The sequence below is a fragment of the Paenibacillus sp. JT22N12 genome, from assembly GCF_056269365.1.
In genome coordinates, this window is sequence record NZ_JBWDNU010000004.1 from 558,818 (window position 1) to 576,604 (window position 17,787).

Annotated in this window: 16 protein-coding genes; 15 read left to right on the forward strand and 1 reads right to left on the reverse strand. The window is 54.7% G+C overall.

What is annotated here, in order from left to right:
- Nucleotides 1-206 precede the first annotated feature (206 nt).
- The 10 genes from speB (AC0YOA_RS18165) (at nt 207) to AC0YOA_RS18210 (ending at nt 11,413) form a co-directional block, all read left to right on the forward strand.
- Complete coding sequence (speB, locus tag AC0YOA_RS18165; RefSeq protein ID WP_475787771.1) at nt 207-1,196, forward strand: agmatinase; 990 nt, start codon at nt 207-209, stop codon at nt 1,194-1,196.
- 56 nt (nt 1,197-1,252) lie between these two features.
- Nucleotides 1,253-2,230 carry an agmatinase gene (gene speB / locus AC0YOA_RS18170; protein ID WP_475787772.1) on the forward strand — a complete coding sequence of 326 codons (978 nt, stop codon included), beginning with the start codon at nt 1,253-1,255 and terminating at the stop codon, nt 2,228-2,230.
- Nucleotides 2,231-2,334: 104 nt separating this feature from the next.
- A complete protein-coding gene (locus AC0YOA_RS18175; protein WP_475787773.1) occupies nt 2,335-3,981 on the forward strand; it encodes an ABC transporter substrate-binding protein in 1,647 nt (548 codons plus the stop codon).
- A 27-nt stretch (nt 3,982-4,008) separates the two neighbouring features.
- The gene (locus tag AC0YOA_RS18180) at nt 4,009-5,010 is read left to right on the forward strand and encodes an ABC transporter ATP-binding protein (protein ID WP_210044737.1); all 1,002 of its coding nucleotides are present in this window, start codon (nt 4,009-4,011) and stop codon (nt 5,008-5,010) included.
- A 19-nt stretch (nt 5,011-5,029) separates the two neighbouring features.
- Complete coding sequence (locus AC0YOA_RS18185) at nt 5,030-6,067, forward strand: ABC transporter ATP-binding protein (RefSeq protein ID WP_475769914.1); 1,038 nt, start codon at nt 5,030-5,032, stop codon at nt 6,065-6,067.
- A complete protein-coding gene (locus tag AC0YOA_RS18190; RefSeq protein WP_475787774.1) occupies nt 6,060-7,010 on the forward strand; it encodes an ABC transporter permease in 951 nt (316 codons plus the stop codon). Before AC0YOA_RS18185 ends, AC0YOA_RS18190 begins: the two co-directional genes overlap by 8 nt.
- 26 nt (nt 7,011-7,036) lie before the next feature.
- Nucleotides 7,037-7,966, forward strand: a complete 930-nt coding sequence (opp4C, locus tag AC0YOA_RS18195) for an oligopeptide ABC transporter permease (protein WP_475787775.1) — start codon at nt 7,037-7,039, stop codon at nt 7,964-7,966.
- Between the two features lie 44 nt (nt 7,967-8,010).
- Complete coding sequence (locus AC0YOA_RS18200; protein WP_475787776.1) at nt 8,011-9,306, forward strand: MFS transporter; 1,296 nt, start codon at nt 8,011-8,013, stop codon at nt 9,304-9,306.
- A gap of 294 nt (nt 9,307-9,600) precedes the next feature.
- Complete coding sequence (locus AC0YOA_RS18205; RefSeq protein ID WP_475769918.1) at nt 9,601-10,323, forward strand: isochorismatase family protein; 723 nt, start codon at nt 9,601-9,603, stop codon at nt 10,321-10,323.
- A gap of 100 nt (nt 10,324-10,423) precedes the next feature.
- Nucleotides 10,424-11,413 carry an aldo/keto reductase gene (locus tag AC0YOA_RS18210; protein ID WP_475787777.1) on the forward strand — a complete coding sequence of 330 codons (990 nt, stop codon included), beginning with the start codon at nt 10,424-10,426 and terminating at the stop codon, nt 11,411-11,413.
- A 9-nt stretch (nt 11,414-11,422) separates the two neighbouring features.
- On the opposite strand, the gene AC0YOA_RS18215 is transcribed toward AC0YOA_RS18210, so the two are convergent.
- On the reverse strand, nt 11,423-12,361 hold the full coding sequence (locus AC0YOA_RS18215; RefSeq protein ID WP_475787778.1) for a LysR family transcriptional regulator: 939 nt from the start codon (nt 12,359-12,361) through the stop codon (nt 11,423-11,425).
- Between the two features lie 293 nt (nt 12,362-12,654).
- On the opposite strand from AC0YOA_RS18215, the gene AC0YOA_RS18220 reads away from it, so the two are divergent.
- From AC0YOA_RS18220 to AC0YOA_RS18240, 5 genes are all read left to right on the forward strand, one after another.
- The gene (locus tag AC0YOA_RS18220) at nt 12,655-13,356 is read left to right on the forward strand and encodes an isochorismatase family protein (RefSeq protein WP_475787779.1); all 702 of its coding nucleotides are present in this window, start codon (nt 12,655-12,657) and stop codon (nt 13,354-13,356) included.
- 75 nt (nt 13,357-13,431) lie between these two features.
- Nucleotides 13,432-14,139: an isochorismatase family protein gene (locus tag AC0YOA_RS18225; RefSeq protein WP_475787780.1), complete on the forward strand. Its 708-nt coding sequence runs from the start codon at nt 13,432-13,434 to the stop codon at nt 14,137-14,139.
- A 57-nt stretch (nt 14,140-14,196) separates the two neighbouring features.
- The gene (locus tag AC0YOA_RS18230; protein ID WP_475787781.1) at nt 14,197-15,813 is read left to right on the forward strand and encodes an ABC transporter substrate-binding protein; all 1,617 of its coding nucleotides are present in this window, start codon (nt 14,197-14,199) and stop codon (nt 15,811-15,813) included.
- A 47-nt stretch (nt 15,814-15,860) separates the two neighbouring features.
- Nucleotides 15,861-16,808: an ABC transporter permease gene (locus AC0YOA_RS18235; protein WP_210044728.1), complete on the forward strand. Its 948-nt coding sequence runs from the start codon at nt 15,861-15,863 to the stop codon at nt 16,806-16,808.
- 66 nt (nt 16,809-16,874) lie between these two features.
- Nucleotides 16,875-17,774: an ABC transporter permease gene (locus AC0YOA_RS18240; RefSeq protein ID WP_475787782.1), complete on the forward strand. Its 900-nt coding sequence runs from the start codon at nt 16,875-16,877 to the stop codon at nt 17,772-17,774.
- Nucleotides 17,775-17,787 lie beyond the last annotated feature (13 nt).

A 17,787-nucleotide genomic window follows, 5' to 3' on the forward strand; every position in this document is an offset into this window, starting at 1 on the left:
TATCACAAATTCCCACCCGGTGGGGATTTGTAAAGGCAAAGAGGCCACTTCTCAAAGAAGGGCCTCTTTTTGTCTTTTATTAGAAGAAACGGCTGACACGGTCCTCTGACTGTTAAAGCAGGCTTCTTCCACGCGGAAACATCAGAAGGGTGAGGCTGCATCGTAACCTTTCTGAATATTGCGAAAACAAGGATGGAGTGATGGGGATGAAGTACCGCCCGCAAATCGAGATTGGTACAGGTAAGCCGCAGTTCGCAGGGATTTATACGTTTATGCACCTGCCGCATGTTCAAACGCTGGAGAATGTGGATTATGCCGTAATTGGCGTGCCGTTCGATACGGGAGTCAGCTATGCGGTCGGCGCCCGCTTCGGTCCTTCCGCCATACGCACCATGTCGCAGCGGATTATGCCGATATCCAGGCATCATCAGATTAATACCTCCGACTATCTGTCGGGTATCGATTATGGGGATCTTAAGGTCTACCCGGCTTATATCGAACAATCCTACACGATTATTGAAGAACAGCTGAAGCCGGTCTTCGAGGCGGGAATCGTGCCGATCATGCTTGGCGGCGACCATTCGATTTCATTGCCCCATCTGAGAGCTGCCGCTGCCGCCCATGGTCCGGTATGTCTGGTTCATTTTGACTCCCACTCGGATACGGGACGCTCGGATACGCCAGAACGGATGTGGTCGCATGGCGCGGTGTTCAGCTATGCCGTGGACGAGGGGCTGCTCGATGCGGAGCACTCCATTCAGATGGGGATGAGGGGTACGGCGTATCGGGCAGGCAATCTGGATGAAGCCCGGAAGATGGGCTTCGAGGTCATGACGACAGATGATGTGCGTGCCATCAGCATTCCGGAGCTCTGCGAGAAGGTCAAGCAGCGGGTTGGGGATCGGCCCGTTTTCCTCACCTTCGACATCGACTTCCTCGATCCGGTGTATGCACCGGGAACGGGCACGCCGGAGGTTGGCGGGTTCACCACCTATGAAGCGCAGCAAATGCTGCGGGGTCTGGCAGGGATCAACTTCATTGGCTTCGATCTTGTGGAAGTGCTGCCGGACCGTGATTCCAGCAGCGTCACGGCGCTTAATGCCGCTAATATTGCGTTTGAGTTTGTCAGCCTGCTCGCTGTCAGACGGCGCCTGGAGGGAGTTTCGGGAATTCAGGAGGAAGCCCCAGCCCTATAGCAAGCGAAAGTCGAATCACATGCATGATCCAAAAAAACATAAGGGAGAGGATCCACTTGTATCGTCCTCAAATTGAAATGGGTAGACCGTTGTTCGCCGGCATTCATACTTTTATGCATTTGCCTCATATACAGACCTTGGAAAATGTAGATTTTGCAGTAATCGGCGTGCCGTTCGACACCGGCGTCAGCTATGCAGTAGGCGCCCGTTTCGGCCCTTCCTCGATCCGTACCATGTCGCAGCGGATCCGGCCGATATCGGTCGTTCATGACATTAATATTTCCGATTACCTCTCGGGTATCGACTATGGAGACCTGAAGGTGTATCCGGGGTACATTGAACAATCCTATCAAATTATAGAAGAACAGCTGACTCCTATCTTCGAAAAAGGCATCGTGCCGCTCATGCTCGGCGGCGACCATTCGATCTCCTTGCCTCATCTGCGGGCGGCTGCTAAGAAGCATGGTCCGGTATGTCTGGTCCACTTTGACTCCCATTCCGATACGGGACGCTCCAAGTTCCCTGAGCGGATGTGGTCGCATGGCGCGGTATTCAGCTACGCCGTTGACGAGGGATTAATTGATGCCCAGCATTCCATCCAGATGGGCATGCGGGGAAGCACCTTCAAGGCAAGCGGGCTGGACGATGCGAGAGAGATGGGCTTCGAGGTAATGACGACCGACGATGTCCGGCAGCTCAGCATACCTGAGCTGTGCGAGAAAATTAAGCAGCGTGTTGGCGACAGGCCGGTATTCCTGACCTTTGATATTGATTTCCTTGATCCTGTCTATGCTCCGGGTACAGGTACGCCGGAGGTCGGCGGATTCACAACCTATGAGGCGCAGCAGATGCTGCGGGGGCTCGCTGGTCTGGACTTTATCGGCTTTGATCTGGTGGAGGTGCTGCCGGATAGGGATTCGAATCAGATTACAGCCTTGAATGCAGCTAATATTGCGTTTGAGTTTGTAAGCCTCCTGGCAGTCAGGCGGCGCATGGACAGCATGACTGAACTGCAAAGCGGGATTACGGTGTAGAAGACCGGTGAAAAGCCTGGCAGCCCGCGCGTATCCGTCTTCGGGTATTCGCGGGGGCCTTCCGGATCAGGTGAGGCAGTTCACACACAAAAGGGGATAGATGGATGAGGAGACTATATAAACAATGGGCCGTGTTATCTCTATTGACTGCATTGCTGGTCACCGGCTGCAGTTCAGGCGGCAGTAAGACTGAAGGAACTGCGCCCGCCACGGGTAATGCCGGCGGTACAGCAGCCGCAGTCAAAAACCAATTGAATATCGGGATTACCAATCCCCCGCTTATGTTCAACCCGATTGATTCGGACGGCAGCGGCTCGAGCGGAGCGGTGTTCGCGTACCGTTACTTCTTCGATTCCCTGGTCAAGACCGTCGGGCCGCTCGATTTCAAGATGATGCTGGCTGAATCCTTTGACACCAAGGACGATCAGACCTTCAGCATCGCGATTAATCCGAATGCGAACTGGACCGACGGCAAGCCGGTAACGGCTTATGACGTTGAATTTACATTGAATCTGATTGCCAATCCCGCTACCATCACGACACAGCGTTCTGCAATCTTCGCATTGGATGGACTTAATGAGAAGGGGATGCTGCCGGAAGGCCAAGAGAAGCTGAGCTCGGTTAAGGTCATCGACGACAAGCATCTGGAGATCAAGACGGCGAGTCCGGTCGATCCTAATCTGATTTATGAGCGGTTCTCCGATGTGTTAATCGTTCCGAAGCATGTATTGGAGAATGTCGATCCGGCCCAGCTGAACCAGAATCCGTTCTGGAGGAATCCGAACGTCACATCGGGCGCTTATAAATTCGTGAAATATGAGAATAAGGCTTATGTCGAGCTGGCTGCCAATGCGGATTACTACAGAGGCGCGCCGAAAATCGAGAAGGTGTTCATCAAAATTATGCCGGCAGCGAACATCGTCGCCCAGCTTCAATCCGGCGAGCTGGATATGAACGCCGCGCAGGGAACCGGGAATATTCCGGCCGCGGAATGGAAGACGGTGAAGACCTTCGCGAACCTCAAGACAAGCGAGGAACAGACGCGGCGCTACAACTCCATCGAGATCAATACGGAGCGTTTCCCGGATAAGAAGGTCCGACAGGCGCTTGCTTACGCAATCGACCGTCAGATGATCGTGGACCAGTTAATGCCGGAAGCCGGCGAGCTTCAGGACGGTCCGTACGCGAATTCCCATCCGTATCACGACAAGAATGTGAAGAGCTACGGGTATGATCCCGAGAAAGCGAAGCTGCTGTTGGCGGAAGCGGGCTTTGATATGAAGAAGCAGATCGAGCTGATCGTGCCTACCGGCGACCGTACACGCGAAATGGCGGGAAATATCATACAGCAGAATTTGCAGGCAATCGGGCTTAAGGTGAAACAGACCAATTATGATTTTCCGACGACAGTTTCCTATCTGATCAAGGGTGAATTCGATCTGACGCTCAGCAGCTTCGGGAGCATCATGGACCCGGATGGACCCGCTACCGTCTACCGCTCGACAGCAGCACTGAACGATATGAGATTCAAGAATGCACGGGTGGATGAGCTGTTCAATCTGGGGATGAAAGAGACGGATAAAGACACGCGCTTCAAGCTGTACTCCGAGCTGCAAAATCTGATTCAGGAAGAAGTGCCGCTTATCACGATCTATTCGGAATTTAATCTCATGGCGCTGTCTAAGGATGTTCAAGGCAAGGGTGGCGTCGTGGACGGCATGCATTATGACGTGAATGAATGGTCCCGTTAAACCAATAACGAAAACAGGGTGAGGCAAATGGGCAATCTCTTGGAAGTCAGGCAGCTTCGAACGGCCTTTCGCACGGAGGACGGGGAAGTGACCTCGGTGGATGATGTGAGCTTTTCCCTCGAGCAGGGTGAAATTCTGGGAATCGTAGGGGAATCCGGCTGCGGCAAAAGCGTGACCTCGCTGTCCATTCTGAAGCTGCTTGGACGCAATGGCTACATCAAGAGCGGATCGGTCATGTTCCAGGGCCAGGACCTTGCGGCTTTGTCCGAGAAGGAGCTGGAAGCGATCCGCGGCAAGGATATTGCGATGATCTTCCAGGATCCGATGTCTTCGCTGAATCCGGTATACACGATCGGCAATCAGCTGACGGAGTCGATCCGGCTGCATCTGGGGCTTGACCGCAAGGAAACCCGGAAGCTGGCTGTAGAGCTTCTGAAGAAGGTAGGATTCGCAAGGGCGGAGGAGCTGATGGGGCAGTATCCCCATACGCTCTCCGGCGGGATGAAGCAGCGTGTCATGATCGCCATCGCGCTGGCCTGCCGGCCCAAGCTGCTCATTGCCGACGAGCCGACAACCGCTCTGGACGTTACGATCCAGGCCCAGATTCTGGAGCTCATCAACACGATCCGCAAGGACGCGAACACTTCCATTATGCTCATCACGCATGATCTGGGAGTCGTCGCCGAGATGGCGGACAGGGTCATTGTCATGTATGCCGGCCAGGTGGTGGAGGAGGCGGATGTATTCGAGCTTTTCGACCGGCCCAAGCATCCCTACACCGTTGGATTGATGGGCTCCATTCCGCATATTGAGTTAAGCGACGAGAAGCTGAGCTCCATACCAGGAACGGTTCCTTCGCTGCGCGACATGCCGGCCGGCTGCCGTTATCAGGCGAGATGCCCGATGGCAGCCGAGAAATGCGGTGAGGCCCCGCCTCTTGTCGAGGTGAGGGAAGGACATAAGGTACGCTGTTGGTTCGCAAACGGGAAGAAGACGCATCACGACTTCAAGCAGGTCGTACAACTTTAACGGGAAAAGGGGAATTGCGATGCTGACGACGATAAGACCGGAAATGGCTTTGTCAGAGCCTCTTTTGAAGCTCGAGGGCGTGAGGAAATATTACCCCATCAAGAAGGGCGTGTTCTCAAGGACGGTTGGCCAGATCAAAGCGGTGGACGGCATCGATCTGAATATCTATCCCGGTGAAACCGTAGGGCTTGTCGGGGAGTCGGGCTGCGGCAAATCGACCCTTGGGCGGAGCATCATCAAGCTGGAGGAATTGACGGAGGGCCGTGTTCTCTATCAGGGGCAAAATCTAGCGCCCATGAGCATGTCGCAAATGCGCAGTCTGCGCACGGACATTCAAATGATCTTTCAGGACCCCTATTCATCCTTGAACCCGCGCAAACGAATTGTGGATCTGATGACCGAGCCGATGAAATTGCTGCTTGGCCTCAGTGAATCGGGCGCCGTGCGCCAGGCGGCCGAGCTCATGGAGGTTGTGGGATTGTCGGCCCAGAGCCTGGGCAAATACCCGCATGAATTCTCCGGCGGCCAGCGGCAGCGCATCGGCATCGCAAGGGCTGTGGGACTGAAGCCGAAGCTGATCGTATGCGACGAGCCGGTGTCCGCGCTTGATGTGTCCATTCAGGCGCAAATTCTGAATCTGCTGAAGGACCTGCAGAAGCAGTTCCATCTCACGTACCTGTTTATCGGCCATGGACTGGGAGCGGTCAAATATATGAGCGACCGGATTGCCGTGATGTATTTGGGGAAAATCGTCGAGCTTGCCCCGACGGACATGATATTTAACGCGCCTAAGCATCCCTATACGAGAGCGCTGCTGGATGCCTATCCCGTGCCTGACCCGCATTCAAGAAACAAGCCGCGCATCGTTCTGGAGGGAGATGTGCCAAGTCCGGCCTCCCCGCCAAGCGGCTGCAGCTTCCACACCCGCTGCCCGATGGCTACGCAGCAGTGCAGAGAGCAGGAGCCCGCTTTGACAGGACAACAGGAGCTTGTCGCCTGCCACTATCCGCTAATGGATGATGCTGCCGTCCGGATTGCAGCTGTTGCCCATGGTTAATTATATCATCCGCCGGCTGCTGATCTCGATTCCGGTATTGCTTGGTGTCACCTTCCTGAATTTTGTCCTCATTAATATGGCGCCCGGAGACCCCGTCGATATGTATGTCAATCCGGATGTATCGGAAGCGGATAAGGAGATCCGCCGGGCGGCGCTCGGACTGAATGATCCTTTTATGCTGCGTTATGTCAAATGGCTGTGGCTTCTGGTCCACGGGGATCTCGGACATTCCTTCAGCTCGTTTCAGCCGGTCACCCAGATGATCGCCGAGCGTCTTCTGCCGACGCTGATTTTGATGGGAACATCCATCCTGTTCGGTTATTTGATCGCCATTCCGATTGGAATCTACTGCGCGGTCAAGCAGAATACGAAGTTTGATTATCTCATGTCCGCCGGTTCCTTCATGGGCGTATCGATTCCGAGCTTCTTCCTGGGGCTTGGCCTGATTTATGTATTCGGCGTCCAGCTTGGCGTGCTGCCGACCGGAGGGATGAATACGATGGGCGGAACGGGCGGCTTCTGGGATTCGCTCAAGCATCTGATTCTTCCGACGATCACGCTTGGAACCGGCATAGCCGGGGGGATGGTGAGGTATGTCCGCTCAAGCGTCATGGAGGTGCTGGGGCAGGATTATCTCCGGACGGCAAGGGCCAAGGGAGTCAGCGCATTTAAGGTTGTTAACAAGCATGCGCTCAAGAATGCTCTCATCCCCGTCATTACGATCGCGGGACTGGATATTCCGATCCTGATCGGCGGCGCCGTGATTACGGAAAGCATTTTTCAATGGAATGGAATGGGGCAGCTGACCATCCAGGCGATTTTCTCCCGCGATTTCCCGCTGCTGATGGGGGTTAATATGCTTGCGGCTCTGACGGTGCTTACCGCCAATCTATGGTCGGATGTGATGTATGCGGTCGTAGATCCGCGAATCAAATACGATTAATTCTCACGCGAAGGGAGGAAAACAAAATGACGCCTGAGCTGCAAAAAGAAATGAACGCGCCGGATTCTTTGCTCGCCTTTCTGAAGCCCGAGCCGGTCGTGTATAAGTCCGACAGTTATATGAAGCTGATTGCAAGGCGGTTCGTCCGGCATAAAATGGCTGTAGCCGGGCTTGTCGTATTCGCCCTGTTGATTCTGATCGGCATCTTCGCTCCCTGGATCGCGCCTCATGATCCCAATATAATCGGCAATGCTTTCTCTGCCGCTCCATCCGCAGCACACTTGCTCGGAACGGATCAGGTAGGACGCGATGTGCTCAGCCGTCTCATTTATGCGACGCGGGTATCTCTGACAGTGGGTGTAGTTACCGTTGCCATCTATATGGTGGTCGGGATTATTATCGGTGCCATTTCCGGCTATGTGGGCGGATGGGTGGATATGGTGATCAACCGGATCATCGATGTGTTTATGTCTTTCCCCAGCCTGATGGTCATATTGGTGCTGGTTACGGTCCTGGGTACGGGCTTATCCAATATTATTATTGTGCTCGCTTTGCTTGGTTGGCCGGCTGTAGCGAGGCTTGTCAGGGGCAGCGTACTCTCCTTGCGGCAGACGGAATTCGTCAAGGCCGGCGTTGCGCTGGGGCTGAACACGCCGCGGCTTATCTTCGGTCATATTCTTCCGAATGCGATGGGGCCAATTCTGGTCAATGCGACGTTTGGCGCGGCAGCGGCCATTTTGTCCGAATCCTCGCTGAGCTTCCTGGGCATGGGGGTTCAGCCTCCCACTGCGAGCTGGGGCAATATGCTCAATGCCGCCCAATCCATCACGGCCCTGCAGAGCCAGCCCTGGCTGTGGATTCCGCCGGGCATGATTATTGTGATTTCGGTGCTCTCGATCAATTTCATAGGCGACGGCATCCGCGATGCCATGGACCCGAAGAAAATCAACGCTTAATACGGGGTGAAAATAACCTTAAATTCTAAAAATGGTGGTCCAACATGAAGCCTAATCTGCTAATGTTTCAATCCTTGTCCGTCCTGCGGACATTCCCGAGAGATGCCTTGTTCTTCCTGATGGCAAGCTTCGTCAATTCGACCGGAAAGGCCATTATGTGGCCGCTCACCACCCTGTACGTGCATAATGTCATGGGCAAATCGTACGGGGAAGCGGGTTTGATCCTGCTGTATCAGGCGCTGGCAAGTGTAGTCGGAGAATTTATTGGCGGCAATTTGTATTACCGCGTCGGGCCCAAAACGCTGATCACGGCAGCCTTCACCGTTTCCTCCGCAGCCTTGTTTACCATTGCCTTTACGCATAACTGGCCTCTCTATATGGTGCTTGTCTGCCTGCTTGGCATATCCAACGGGATCTCCATGCCCTCCATGAACGCCTATGTAGGGTTCCGGTGGAAGGAGCATCGGCGCAAGCTCTATAATGTCATGTACGTGTGCAATAATTTCGGCTTATCGATCGGCGCGATGGTCGGCGGGCTGATTGCTTCGATTTCCTTCTCCTTCACCTATATGCTGACGGGAGGCACGACGTTTCTGTTCGCTGTGTTTCTGTTCTTCTTTATGAAAGAAAGCGCTCCGGCTGACCTGCTTGCCGATACGGGAGATGGCGGTAAGCCCGGGCGGAGATCGCGCGGCGCTTCATCCGGCCCGATTGAGATGGATCGGATAAAGCTGCTCAAAAATTTCCGGATCTATTTGTTTCTGGCCTTCGGGGCGATGTTCTTCTGGCTGTCGTTCACCCAGTGGTCGACCGGAGTGGCTCCTTATATCGACCAGAAAGGGCTGGATCTGAAGTATTACAGCCTGCTCTGGACGATCAACGGCGTCGTCATCCTGGTGGGTCAGCCGCTCACCAGCTGGATCAAGAAGCATGCTGCCCCGGAGATCGTGAGGCAGATGGTCATCAGCGCCATCTTTACCGTGTCGGCTTTCTCGTTTGTACTCGTCTTCCACGAATACTATATTTATCTGGTCGTCGGCATGATTCTGGCCACTTTGGGGGAAATGATGCTTCTGCCCACCATCCCGACCTTCTTCTCGGAGCGGACGGGAGCTTACGCGCCGTTCTATATGGGCTTGGCCGGAGGCTTTGCCAATCTGGGGCGTATGGTCGGTCCGCTGATGTTCGGCCATGCGTTCGATTTATGGGGAATCGTTCCGGTGTTCCTGATCGGCACCATCGCTTCCATTGCCGCGCTGCTCATGTTCTATATTCATGCAAATATGAACAAGGAGCCGGATCCCTTGCCGGAGCTGGAGCTGCGCACGTCTTCGTTGTAGGGAAAATAGCCGGCATTCGCTAGCGCGCATCACTCCCGGTGCGCGCGCATGCTGCTGTATAATGATGGCCGGACCGATGCCTTTAGGTAAGAACCGGCTAGGGATTATTTGACGCAAAAACAAGAGCTCAAGCCGGATTCGGCTTGAGCTCTATGTTATTTAATCAGCTGACATAACGAATATGAATTCGCTTTCATTCAAAAAACCGCAAACCACATTCAAATCCGCACATTTACACGCTTTTTCCAGTCGATTACGATAAAGCTGAAACTAAATGACTCGGAGGGATGCGTTATGACCAAGTTAAGTTGGTACGATTTTATGACCGAGCAGGACAAAGCACATGATGAGCTTCTCGGCAAGAAAGAGCTCGCCGGATTCGGCGAGACGCCGGCATTGGTGCTGATCGACATCTATTACAGCGTGCTTGGCTTTCAGCGGCTGCCGATTATGGAGTCCGTACAGACATGGCCGATGAGCACGGGCCTCGAAGGCTGGGAAGCGGTGGACCGGACGGTCACGCTGCTCGCATCGGCGCGCAAGAACGGCATTCCCGTCATTCATGTGAAGGGTCTGCATACCGGCGTCAACACCTGGTCGCGGGGCGGCAAGAAGCGCCGCGATTTCTCCAGGCTGACGGAGGAAATGATGATCAAGGGACGGGAGATCGTCGAAGAGGTCAAGCCGCTGCCGGGAGAGCTTGTCATCGAGAAGGCGGCCGCAAGCGCCTTTCACGGAACGCCTCTGCTGTTTCAGCTGGTCAGCCTCGGCATCGATACGGTTATTGCCTGCGGCGAGACGACAAGCGGCTGCGTAAGAGCTTCGGTTGTAGATGGTGCCACCTACCGCTTTAAGATGGGCGTTGTGGAAGAGTGCGTGTTTGACCGGACGCAGTCCTCGCATTATATGAATTTGTATGATATGCACCAGAAATATGCGGATGTCGTGGATCTTGGCTATGCTACCCAATATTTCGATACGATCGGCAGCCGGAGCGGACAAACCGTTACGGCCTGATTCGCAGTGTAAGCTTGAAGAAAGGGGCGTGCTTCATCCTTGGGCAGGATGGGTGCGTCCCTTTGGGCATTTTAGGGACTATAGAGAGGCGGGAACAGCAGTGGAGCATCGGCAGCTTGGGAACAGCGGCTTGCGCGTGTCGCAAATTTCGCTGGGATGCATGGCCTTCGGTCGCTGGATCGGAGAGAAGGAATCCGAAGCGGTAATGGATGAAGCGATCGAGGCGGGTGTTACGCTATTCGATACGGCGGATATTTACGGCAAAGGGATGGACAACGGCAACCCGCTTGATTCGGGGGAATCGGAGACGATTTTAGGCCGCATATTGAAGGGCCGCAGACCGCAGATCCTGCTCGCCACGAAGGTGAACGGCCGTACCGGCACAGGGGTTAATGATGCGGGACTGAGCCGGTTTCACATCTTTCGCGCCATTGAGGCAAGCCTTCGGCGGCTGCGGACGGATTATATCGATTTGTACCAGGTGCACCGCTTTGACCCGCATACCCCGCTTGAAGAGACATTGGGCGCCTTGCATGATTTGATCGCGCAGGGCAAGGTGCGCTATATCGGCTGCTCCAATTATGCCGCCTGGCAAATAGCCAAAGCGCATGGCATCAGCGCCGTGCATCGCTGGCATCGATTCATTTCTGTTCAGCCGCCATACAGCCTGCTCAGCCGCGGTATCGAAGAGGAGCTTCTTCCGTTCTGCGCCTCGGAAGGCGTCGGCGCAATCGTATACAGTCCGCTGGCCCGCGGCCTCCTGACCGGCAAATACCAACAGGGCCAGGAGGCTGCATCCGGAACGAGAGCGGCGGCGGGGGATCGTGCGCTCATGCGGCTGCTGGATGAGCCGGAGAATTTCCGTATTGTCGAAGAGCTGCAGGCCTATGCGGAACTGGAGAATATGAGCCTGCCGCAGCTGGCGCTCGCATGGGTTCTTGCCCGGAAGGGGGTCGCGGCTGCGATTGTGGGGGCATCCAGGCCGGAGCATATCCGGCAGGCTGTTCAGTATGCCGATACCAGGCTGTCAGGCGCGCAGCTTGATGCGATTGAGCGGATAGCTTCACAGGGGCGGGCGCCGGAGCGTTGACGGCAAGCTTCAGCTTGCGCCTGTCTTGTGGAAAGTCGCGAGAGCGGCGCTTGTCTGGGGCTTCCGGTTGATCCGGTCCTCGAAATGCTTGATGAACAAATAATCCAGACTGTGAAGCTCATTCTCACGGTAGGTGACAAACACCTGGCTGAGTGGGAAAGGATTGTCTTCAATTTCCAGCTGGACCAGCTCCTTGTCGTTAATCTCCTGCAGCATATAGGCGCTGCCGGACAGAAACACGCCTGCATTGCGTTTAAGAAAATGCTTGATGAGCTGAAGGTTGTTTGTTTCCAGCTTCGCCTGATAAGTCAGATTGAACTGATTCAGCGTCACATCGATCATGTTGCGGTACTGGGTTTCCTTCGGGTAAGTCAGTATCGGCTCCTGCAGGATCTCCTCCAGCGTAACCGACTTGCGCTTGGCAAACCGGTGCTCCGGCGACACGAACAGCATCGCCTTCTCGCTCAGGACCGGGCGGTACGTCAAGTTGCTGTCATTACTCGTGTAACGGGTGATGCCCAGCTGAAAATGCTGGTTTTTCATTAGCCGGACCAGCTCGCTGGAGGCATAGGTGTACACCTTGATGGATACATGGGGATAATCCTTGCTGAAGGATTCCATCACATCGGGCAAAATATAAGCGGCGAAGGAATTGTTGCAGCCGATGGACAGCTTGCCCTTCAATCCTTCGCCAACCCGTTCCACGGCTTCCTGTCCTTCCTTCAACGTCCCCAGAATACGCCGCGCGTAAGGCAGGAATGCCTTGCCTTCCTCTGTCAGCCTGACCTTGCCTTTGCCTCGAATGAGCAGCGACTTGCCCAGCTCCTTCTCCAACTGGTTGATCCGGTGGGAAACAGTCGGTTGAGGCAGATACAACAATTCCGCTGCCTTCTTGTAGCTTCCGCTTTGATAGACTGTCAGAAACGTTGAGATTTGCTCCAAGTTCATGATCCCAGATTCCTCCTGTATTTTATTGTTAGTATTCTTAACGCAAGTCTAACAAAATTACAACATATAAACAATGGAATTCACTGTATAATAGTCAGAAAATTCGTTCATGTATCCGCTATCATTCGTTTTATGAATAAAACCATTCAAAACCGATTATTTACCCCTCCAATAATCAACTGTATGATGAGGTCATCACAAGAACGAATAAGAGAGAAGTTAGTTTCGAGTTAGATTTTATAACGCAAAATGTTTGATGAGGATAGCCGTCTAAATCAAGAGGAGGAGCAGGAATGAATTCAAAAGGGTGGGAAAAGTATTTTTCGGAGCGTGACAAGCAGCACAATCAGCTGACAGGCAAGAAGGAACCGGCTGGATTCGGGGAGAAACCGGCGTTGCTGCTGATCGACATTTATTACAGCGTGCTGGGAACGAAGAGAGAACCGATCTTTGAATCGATGAGCTCCTGGCCGGGCAGCACAGGGCTGGAAGGCTGGGCCGCCGTGGACAAAACCGCGGAGCTTGCAGCTGTAGCCCGGGAGGCCGGAATACCGGTCATCCATGTGAAAGGGATGCAGAGCGGCATCACCCCGTGGATTCACCGCAAATCCCGTCCATCGGCCCAAACGGAGGAGCAGCGCAGCATAGGATTCGAGATTGTCGACGAGGTAAAGCCGGCCAGCGGCGAGCTGGTCATTGAGAAAACGGCTCCGAGCGCATTTCAGGGCACGCCTCTCCTGTTTCAGTTAATCAGCCTCGGCATCGATACGGTCATCTGCTGCGGCGAAACGACCAGCGGCTGCGTCAGAGCCACCGTCGTGGATGGCGCTACGCACCGGTTCCGGATGGGCGTCGTAGAGGAGTGTGTGTTCGACCGGACGGAAGCCTCCCACTGGATGAATCTGTACGACCTGAATCAGAAATATGCCGATGTCGTGATGCTGGATTCCGTCAAAGACTACTTCCGCAAGGTGGGCGCCAAGGTAACGGTTTAGGTGCCAAATGATGACCATTAATCAAAACCGAGTGCAGAGCATGAAACGAAAATCAAATTTCAGGAGGTCATGGACATGTATGGATGGGAACCGTATTTAAGCGAGCGGGACAAGGAACACGACAAGCTGTGGGGCAAGAAGGAGCTGTATGGCTTCGGAAGCAAGCCCGCTCTGGTACTGATCGATATTTACTACAGTGTGCTGGGCCTCACGAGGGAGCCGATCTTCGAATCCATGCAGATGTGGCCAAGCAGTACGGGGCTGGAAGGCTGGGAGGCGGTCGATAAAACGGCTGAGCTGCTGGCGGTGGCCCGCGAGAACGGCATTCCGGTCATTCATGTCAAAGGACTGCACAGCGGAGTGAACCACTGGGGCAGGAGAAGACGCAAGCAGGTGGAGATGTCGCCGGAAATGCGGCATCGGGGCACGCAAATCGTCGACGAGGTGAAGCCTCTGGATAATGAGCTTGTGATCGAAAAAGCTGCGCCGAGCGCATTCCACGGCACGCCGCTAACCTTTCAGCTGATCAGCCTCGGCATCGATACGGTTATTGTGGCAGGGGAAACCACGAGCGGCTGCGTCCGCGCATCCGTCGTCGACGGAGCGACCCAGCGGTTCCGGATGGGCGTCGTCTCGGAATGCGTTTTCGACCGGACGGAATCCTCCCATTATATGAACCTGTACGATATGCATAACAAATATGCCGATGTCGTGTTCCTGGAAGATGCCAAGGCGTATTTTAACGGCATCGGAGCGGCCAACAAACAGAAAATCCACGCGTAGCGTAAAAAAGGATAACGCTGCTGCCGGTAAATGTATGATCACAGGGGGAGAAACCATATGAAAAGACAATGGAAGCTGAATCTCGGCATTTGGATCGCTTTTGTACTTCTGTTATCTGCTTGCTCCAACAGCGCAAATCCATCTGCGGACAATGCGCCGCCCGCCGATGCCGCCGCTGCGGGGAATGAAGCAAGCGGGAATGCCGATACCGCCTCGGCGGCAGCCGGTCAGCCCAAGGTGCTCAAGGTCCGGTTCTACGATGATCCCGCGGGATTTGATCCGGCCAATATTTTCCGCATCGAGAACGAGAACATCGCCTTTAATATTTTCAGCGGGCTGACCAGCTACGCGTCCGATACCGGGGAAATCATACCGGATCTCGCGGAATCGTGGGAGACCGAAGGCAACCAAGTCTGGACCTTCAAGCTGCGGCAGGGTGTGCAGTGGCAGAAGGACTATGGGGAATTCACCTCCGCCGACGTGCTGTATTCGTACAACCGGATTCTCGATCCGGCCACCGCTTCGCCATACGCTGCCGAGTTCAATAACGTGGACAGCATCGAAGCGCCTGATGAATACACCGTTGTAATCAAGCTCAAAACGCCGGACGGCAACTTCCTGCATCAGGTGGCGAACTACCATCAGGGACAGATCGTGAAGAAGGAAGCCATCGAGAAATTCGGCGATCAGGTCAAATGGAATCCGGTCGGAACTGGGCCGTTCGAAGTGGAGAAAATCGATCCAAGCTCGGAAATCATCCTCGTCCGCCATGAAGGCTATTATCAGGGCCTGGCGCCGATTCAGAAAATTATCTTCAGCATCATCAAGGATGAAGCGACAGCCAACATCGCGCTTCAGAACGGCGAGATCGATGTCATTATGCGCGCCAACCGCGAGGAGAATCTGGATATTCTGGAGAAAGCCGGCTTCAAATTGAATCATGTGGACAATTATGCGGTTTCATTGAAAGTCTTCAATCTTGACAATCCCATTCTCTCCAACCTGAAGGTCCGTCAGGCCTGGGCCTATGCCGTTGACTTCGATGCTATCTCTGAAGGCGTATCCCCCCGGCTGCAGAAGGGAGCCAAGAGCATCCTGCTGGACTGGATGGAGGGCTACAGCGAGAACGCGACGCAGTACAGCTATGACCCGGAGAAAGCCAAGCAGCTGCTGGCGGAAGCCGGTTACCCGGATGGCTTTACGATCAAGCAGGACGGCACTTCGGCGACAGGGGTTACCGAGCAGATGCAGCTGGAGCAGGAATACCTCAAGGCCGTCGGCATCAATCTGGAATTTGATCTGGTCGACACGCCGACCTACAACGAGAAGCGCAACAGCGGGGATTTCGATGTATCCGGACGGCTGCTGCCTGCGGTGAACCCGGACACGATTTTGTTCAGCTATCTGCATCCCGACAATATTGCTCCCAAGGGGCTGAACGGCGCCCGTTACAACAATCCCGAGCTGACGCAGAAGCTTGAAGCTGCCCGTGCCGAGACGGATTCGGCGAAACGGCTGAAGCTGTATGAAGAGGTGCAGCAGATTGTCATGAACGACCTGCCCTACCTGCCGACATACGCGAGCAACGTCTATTGGCCGAGCAAGGCGAACATTGAGGGCATTGTCATCAACAAGCTGGCGCAGGTCAATTTCTACGGCGTTGATATCAAATAACGGGCAACTCCATTTTTGATAAAGCACGATAGTGGAGGTGAAACGCGATGCTGAGCTATACGATGAAACGGATTTTGCAGCTGGTTGTCACCATGTTTGGCGTCGTAACGCTTGTATTCTTCGCCATCCGCATGATCCCGGGCGATCCTGCGGCGGCGATGGCCGGCGATAACCTGTCCGGCGCCGCGCTTGAAGAATTCCGCCAGAGGCTGGGGCTTGACGCCCCCCTCTGGCAGCAGTACACGGATTATCTTCTCAGTGTGGTCCGCTTCGACTTTGGCAGCACGATTACCACATCCTTGCCGATTGCGGGTCTCATGTTCAAGGCGCTGCCGATTACGCTTATGGTTGCGGGACTGACGGTACTGCTTGCGGTGGTGCTGGCCATACCGCTTGGAACGCTGGCTGCATTTCTGGCGAACAAAGGCAGGAAAACGCTCGATAACGCCATCACCTGGACGGCGATGATCGTCGATCTGATGCCGGCCTTCTGGACGGCTCTTCTCTTGATGCTGTTCCTGTCTCTTAATCTGGGGCTGCTTCCGGCAAGCGGAGCGGTTTCCTTCGACGATCCGGCGCTTATGCTGAGGCGCATTGCGCTGCCCGTTATCGTGCTGGCCATTTCCCAGGTCGCGACGCTTGCGCGCATCACGCGGACAGCTGTGCTTGAAGTGCTGAACGAGGACTATGTCCGTACCGCGCGTTCGCTTGGAATGTCCGAGATTGTGGTCGTGTTCCGCCATGCGCTCAAGAACGCCATGCTCCCGATCATTACCGTCGTCGGACTGAGCTTCGGCAATCTGCTTAACGGCACCGTCATCGTTGAATTTATTTTCTCCATTCCGGGCATCGGCACACTGCTGGTTTACGGCATCAACAGCCGCGATTACCCGCTTGTGCAAAATGTCATTTTATTCTACGCGTTCGTCTTTGTCGCCATCAATTTCATTACGGATATGGTCTACAAAAAGGTTGATCCGCGCGTCCAGTTCTAAAGCCGGCTTGAGCCACAATGAAACGGAAAAAGTACCCCGTGAAGTTAACGTTAGGAGTGATGAAACGTGGAACAAGATGCTGTAGTCAGTGCGGTCCGGCAGCCGGTTGCAGCGGCACCGCCGCGAACCTGGATCCAGCTCCCTTATTTGCGCTTTCTCTATGTCAACAAAAATGCCAAATGGGCGATGATCATCCTGCTGCCCATTCTGCTGTTGACCTTTCTGGCGCCGGTGCTTCCGCTGCCTGCGCCGCTTGTGAGCAATATCCGGGTAAGCCTGAACCCTCCATCGCTGGATCATCCATTCGGCACCGACAAGCTGGGCCGGGATGTTCTCAGCCGTACGCTGTCCGGCATCCAGGTATCGCTGCTTGTCGGCTTCACGGTCGCGCTGATCGCTCTGGTGTTCGGCATTGTGCTTGGCACCATTTCCGGATTTTTCGGAAAAGCTGCCGACCGCATCATTATGGGAGTCGTCGATATTTTCCTGGCGTTCCCGTCGCTGCTGCTCGCAATCGGCCTGGTTGCGATACTTGGCGCGGGAACGGTGCCGGTCATCTGTGCGATTGCGCTGGCTGACGTGCCGCGCTTTATCCGGCTGCAGCGGTCGCTCGTGCTGAGTCTGAAATCCCGGACCTTCATCGACGCCGCCCGAACGGTGCAGGCTCCCCAGCTGTGGCTGATGGCCAAGCATATTGTGCCCAACACCATCGCTCCGCTGCTCGTCGCCGCCAGTATTGCCGCCGCCAACGCCATTCTGATCGAAGCGAGCCTGAGCTTCCTGGGTCTGGGTATTCTGCCCCCCGAGCCGTCGCTGGGCAACATAATCAAGGATGGCCAGATGTATCTGCAGCAGGCATGGTGGATTTCCACGCTGCCTGGAGTCGTTATTCTGCTAATCGCCATTTCCCTTCACTTCCTGTCCGACGGCATTCGCGAAGCGCTTGATCCAAGAGCCCGCAAGTAGCTGTTTACATTCG

Bases quoted from the DNA above. Each gene is read 5' to 3' on its own strand.
- speB (WP_475787771.1), top strand. From the start codon at position 207: ATGAAGTACCGCCCGCAAATCGAGATTGGTACAGGTAAGCCGCAGTTC.
- AC0YOA_RS18175 (WP_475787773.1), top strand. From the start codon at position 2,335: ATGAGGAGACTATATAAACAATGGGCCGTGTTATCTCTATTGACTGCA.
- AC0YOA_RS18180 (WP_210044737.1), top strand. From the start codon at position 4,009: ATGGGCAATCTCTTGGAAGTCAGGCAGCTTCGAACGGCCTTTCGCACG.
- AC0YOA_RS18185 (WP_475769914.1), top strand. From the start codon at position 5,030: ATGCTGACGACGATAAGACCGGAAATGGCTTTGTCAGAGCCTCTTTTG.
- AC0YOA_RS18190 (WP_475787774.1), top strand. From the start codon at position 6,060: ATGGTTAATTATATCATCCGCCGGCTGCTGATCTCGATTCCGGTATTG.
- opp4C (WP_475787775.1), top strand. From the start codon at position 7,037: ATGACGCCTGAGCTGCAAAAAGAAATGAACGCGCCGGATTCTTTGCTC.
- AC0YOA_RS18200 (WP_475787776.1), top strand. From the start codon at position 8,011: ATGAAGCCTAATCTGCTAATGTTTCAATCCTTGTCCGTCCTGCGGACA.
- AC0YOA_RS18205 (WP_475769918.1), top strand. From the start codon at position 9,601: ATGACCAAGTTAAGTTGGTACGATTTTATGACCGAGCAGGACAAAGCA.
- AC0YOA_RS18215 (WP_475787778.1), bottom strand. From the start codon at position 12,361: ATGAACTTGGAGCAAATCTCAACGTTTCTGACAGTCTATCAAAGCGGA.
- AC0YOA_RS18220 (WP_475787779.1), top strand. From the start codon at position 12,655: ATGAATTCAAAAGGGTGGGAAAAGTATTTTTCGGAGCGTGACAAGCAG.
- AC0YOA_RS18225 (WP_475787780.1), top strand. From the start codon at position 13,432: ATGTATGGATGGGAACCGTATTTAAGCGAGCGGGACAAGGAACACGAC.
- AC0YOA_RS18230 (WP_475787781.1), top strand. From the start codon at position 14,197: ATGAAAAGACAATGGAAGCTGAATCTCGGCATTTGGATCGCTTTTGTA.
- AC0YOA_RS18235 (WP_210044728.1), top strand. From the start codon at position 15,861: ATGCTGAGCTATACGATGAAACGGATTTTGCAGCTGGTTGTCACCATG.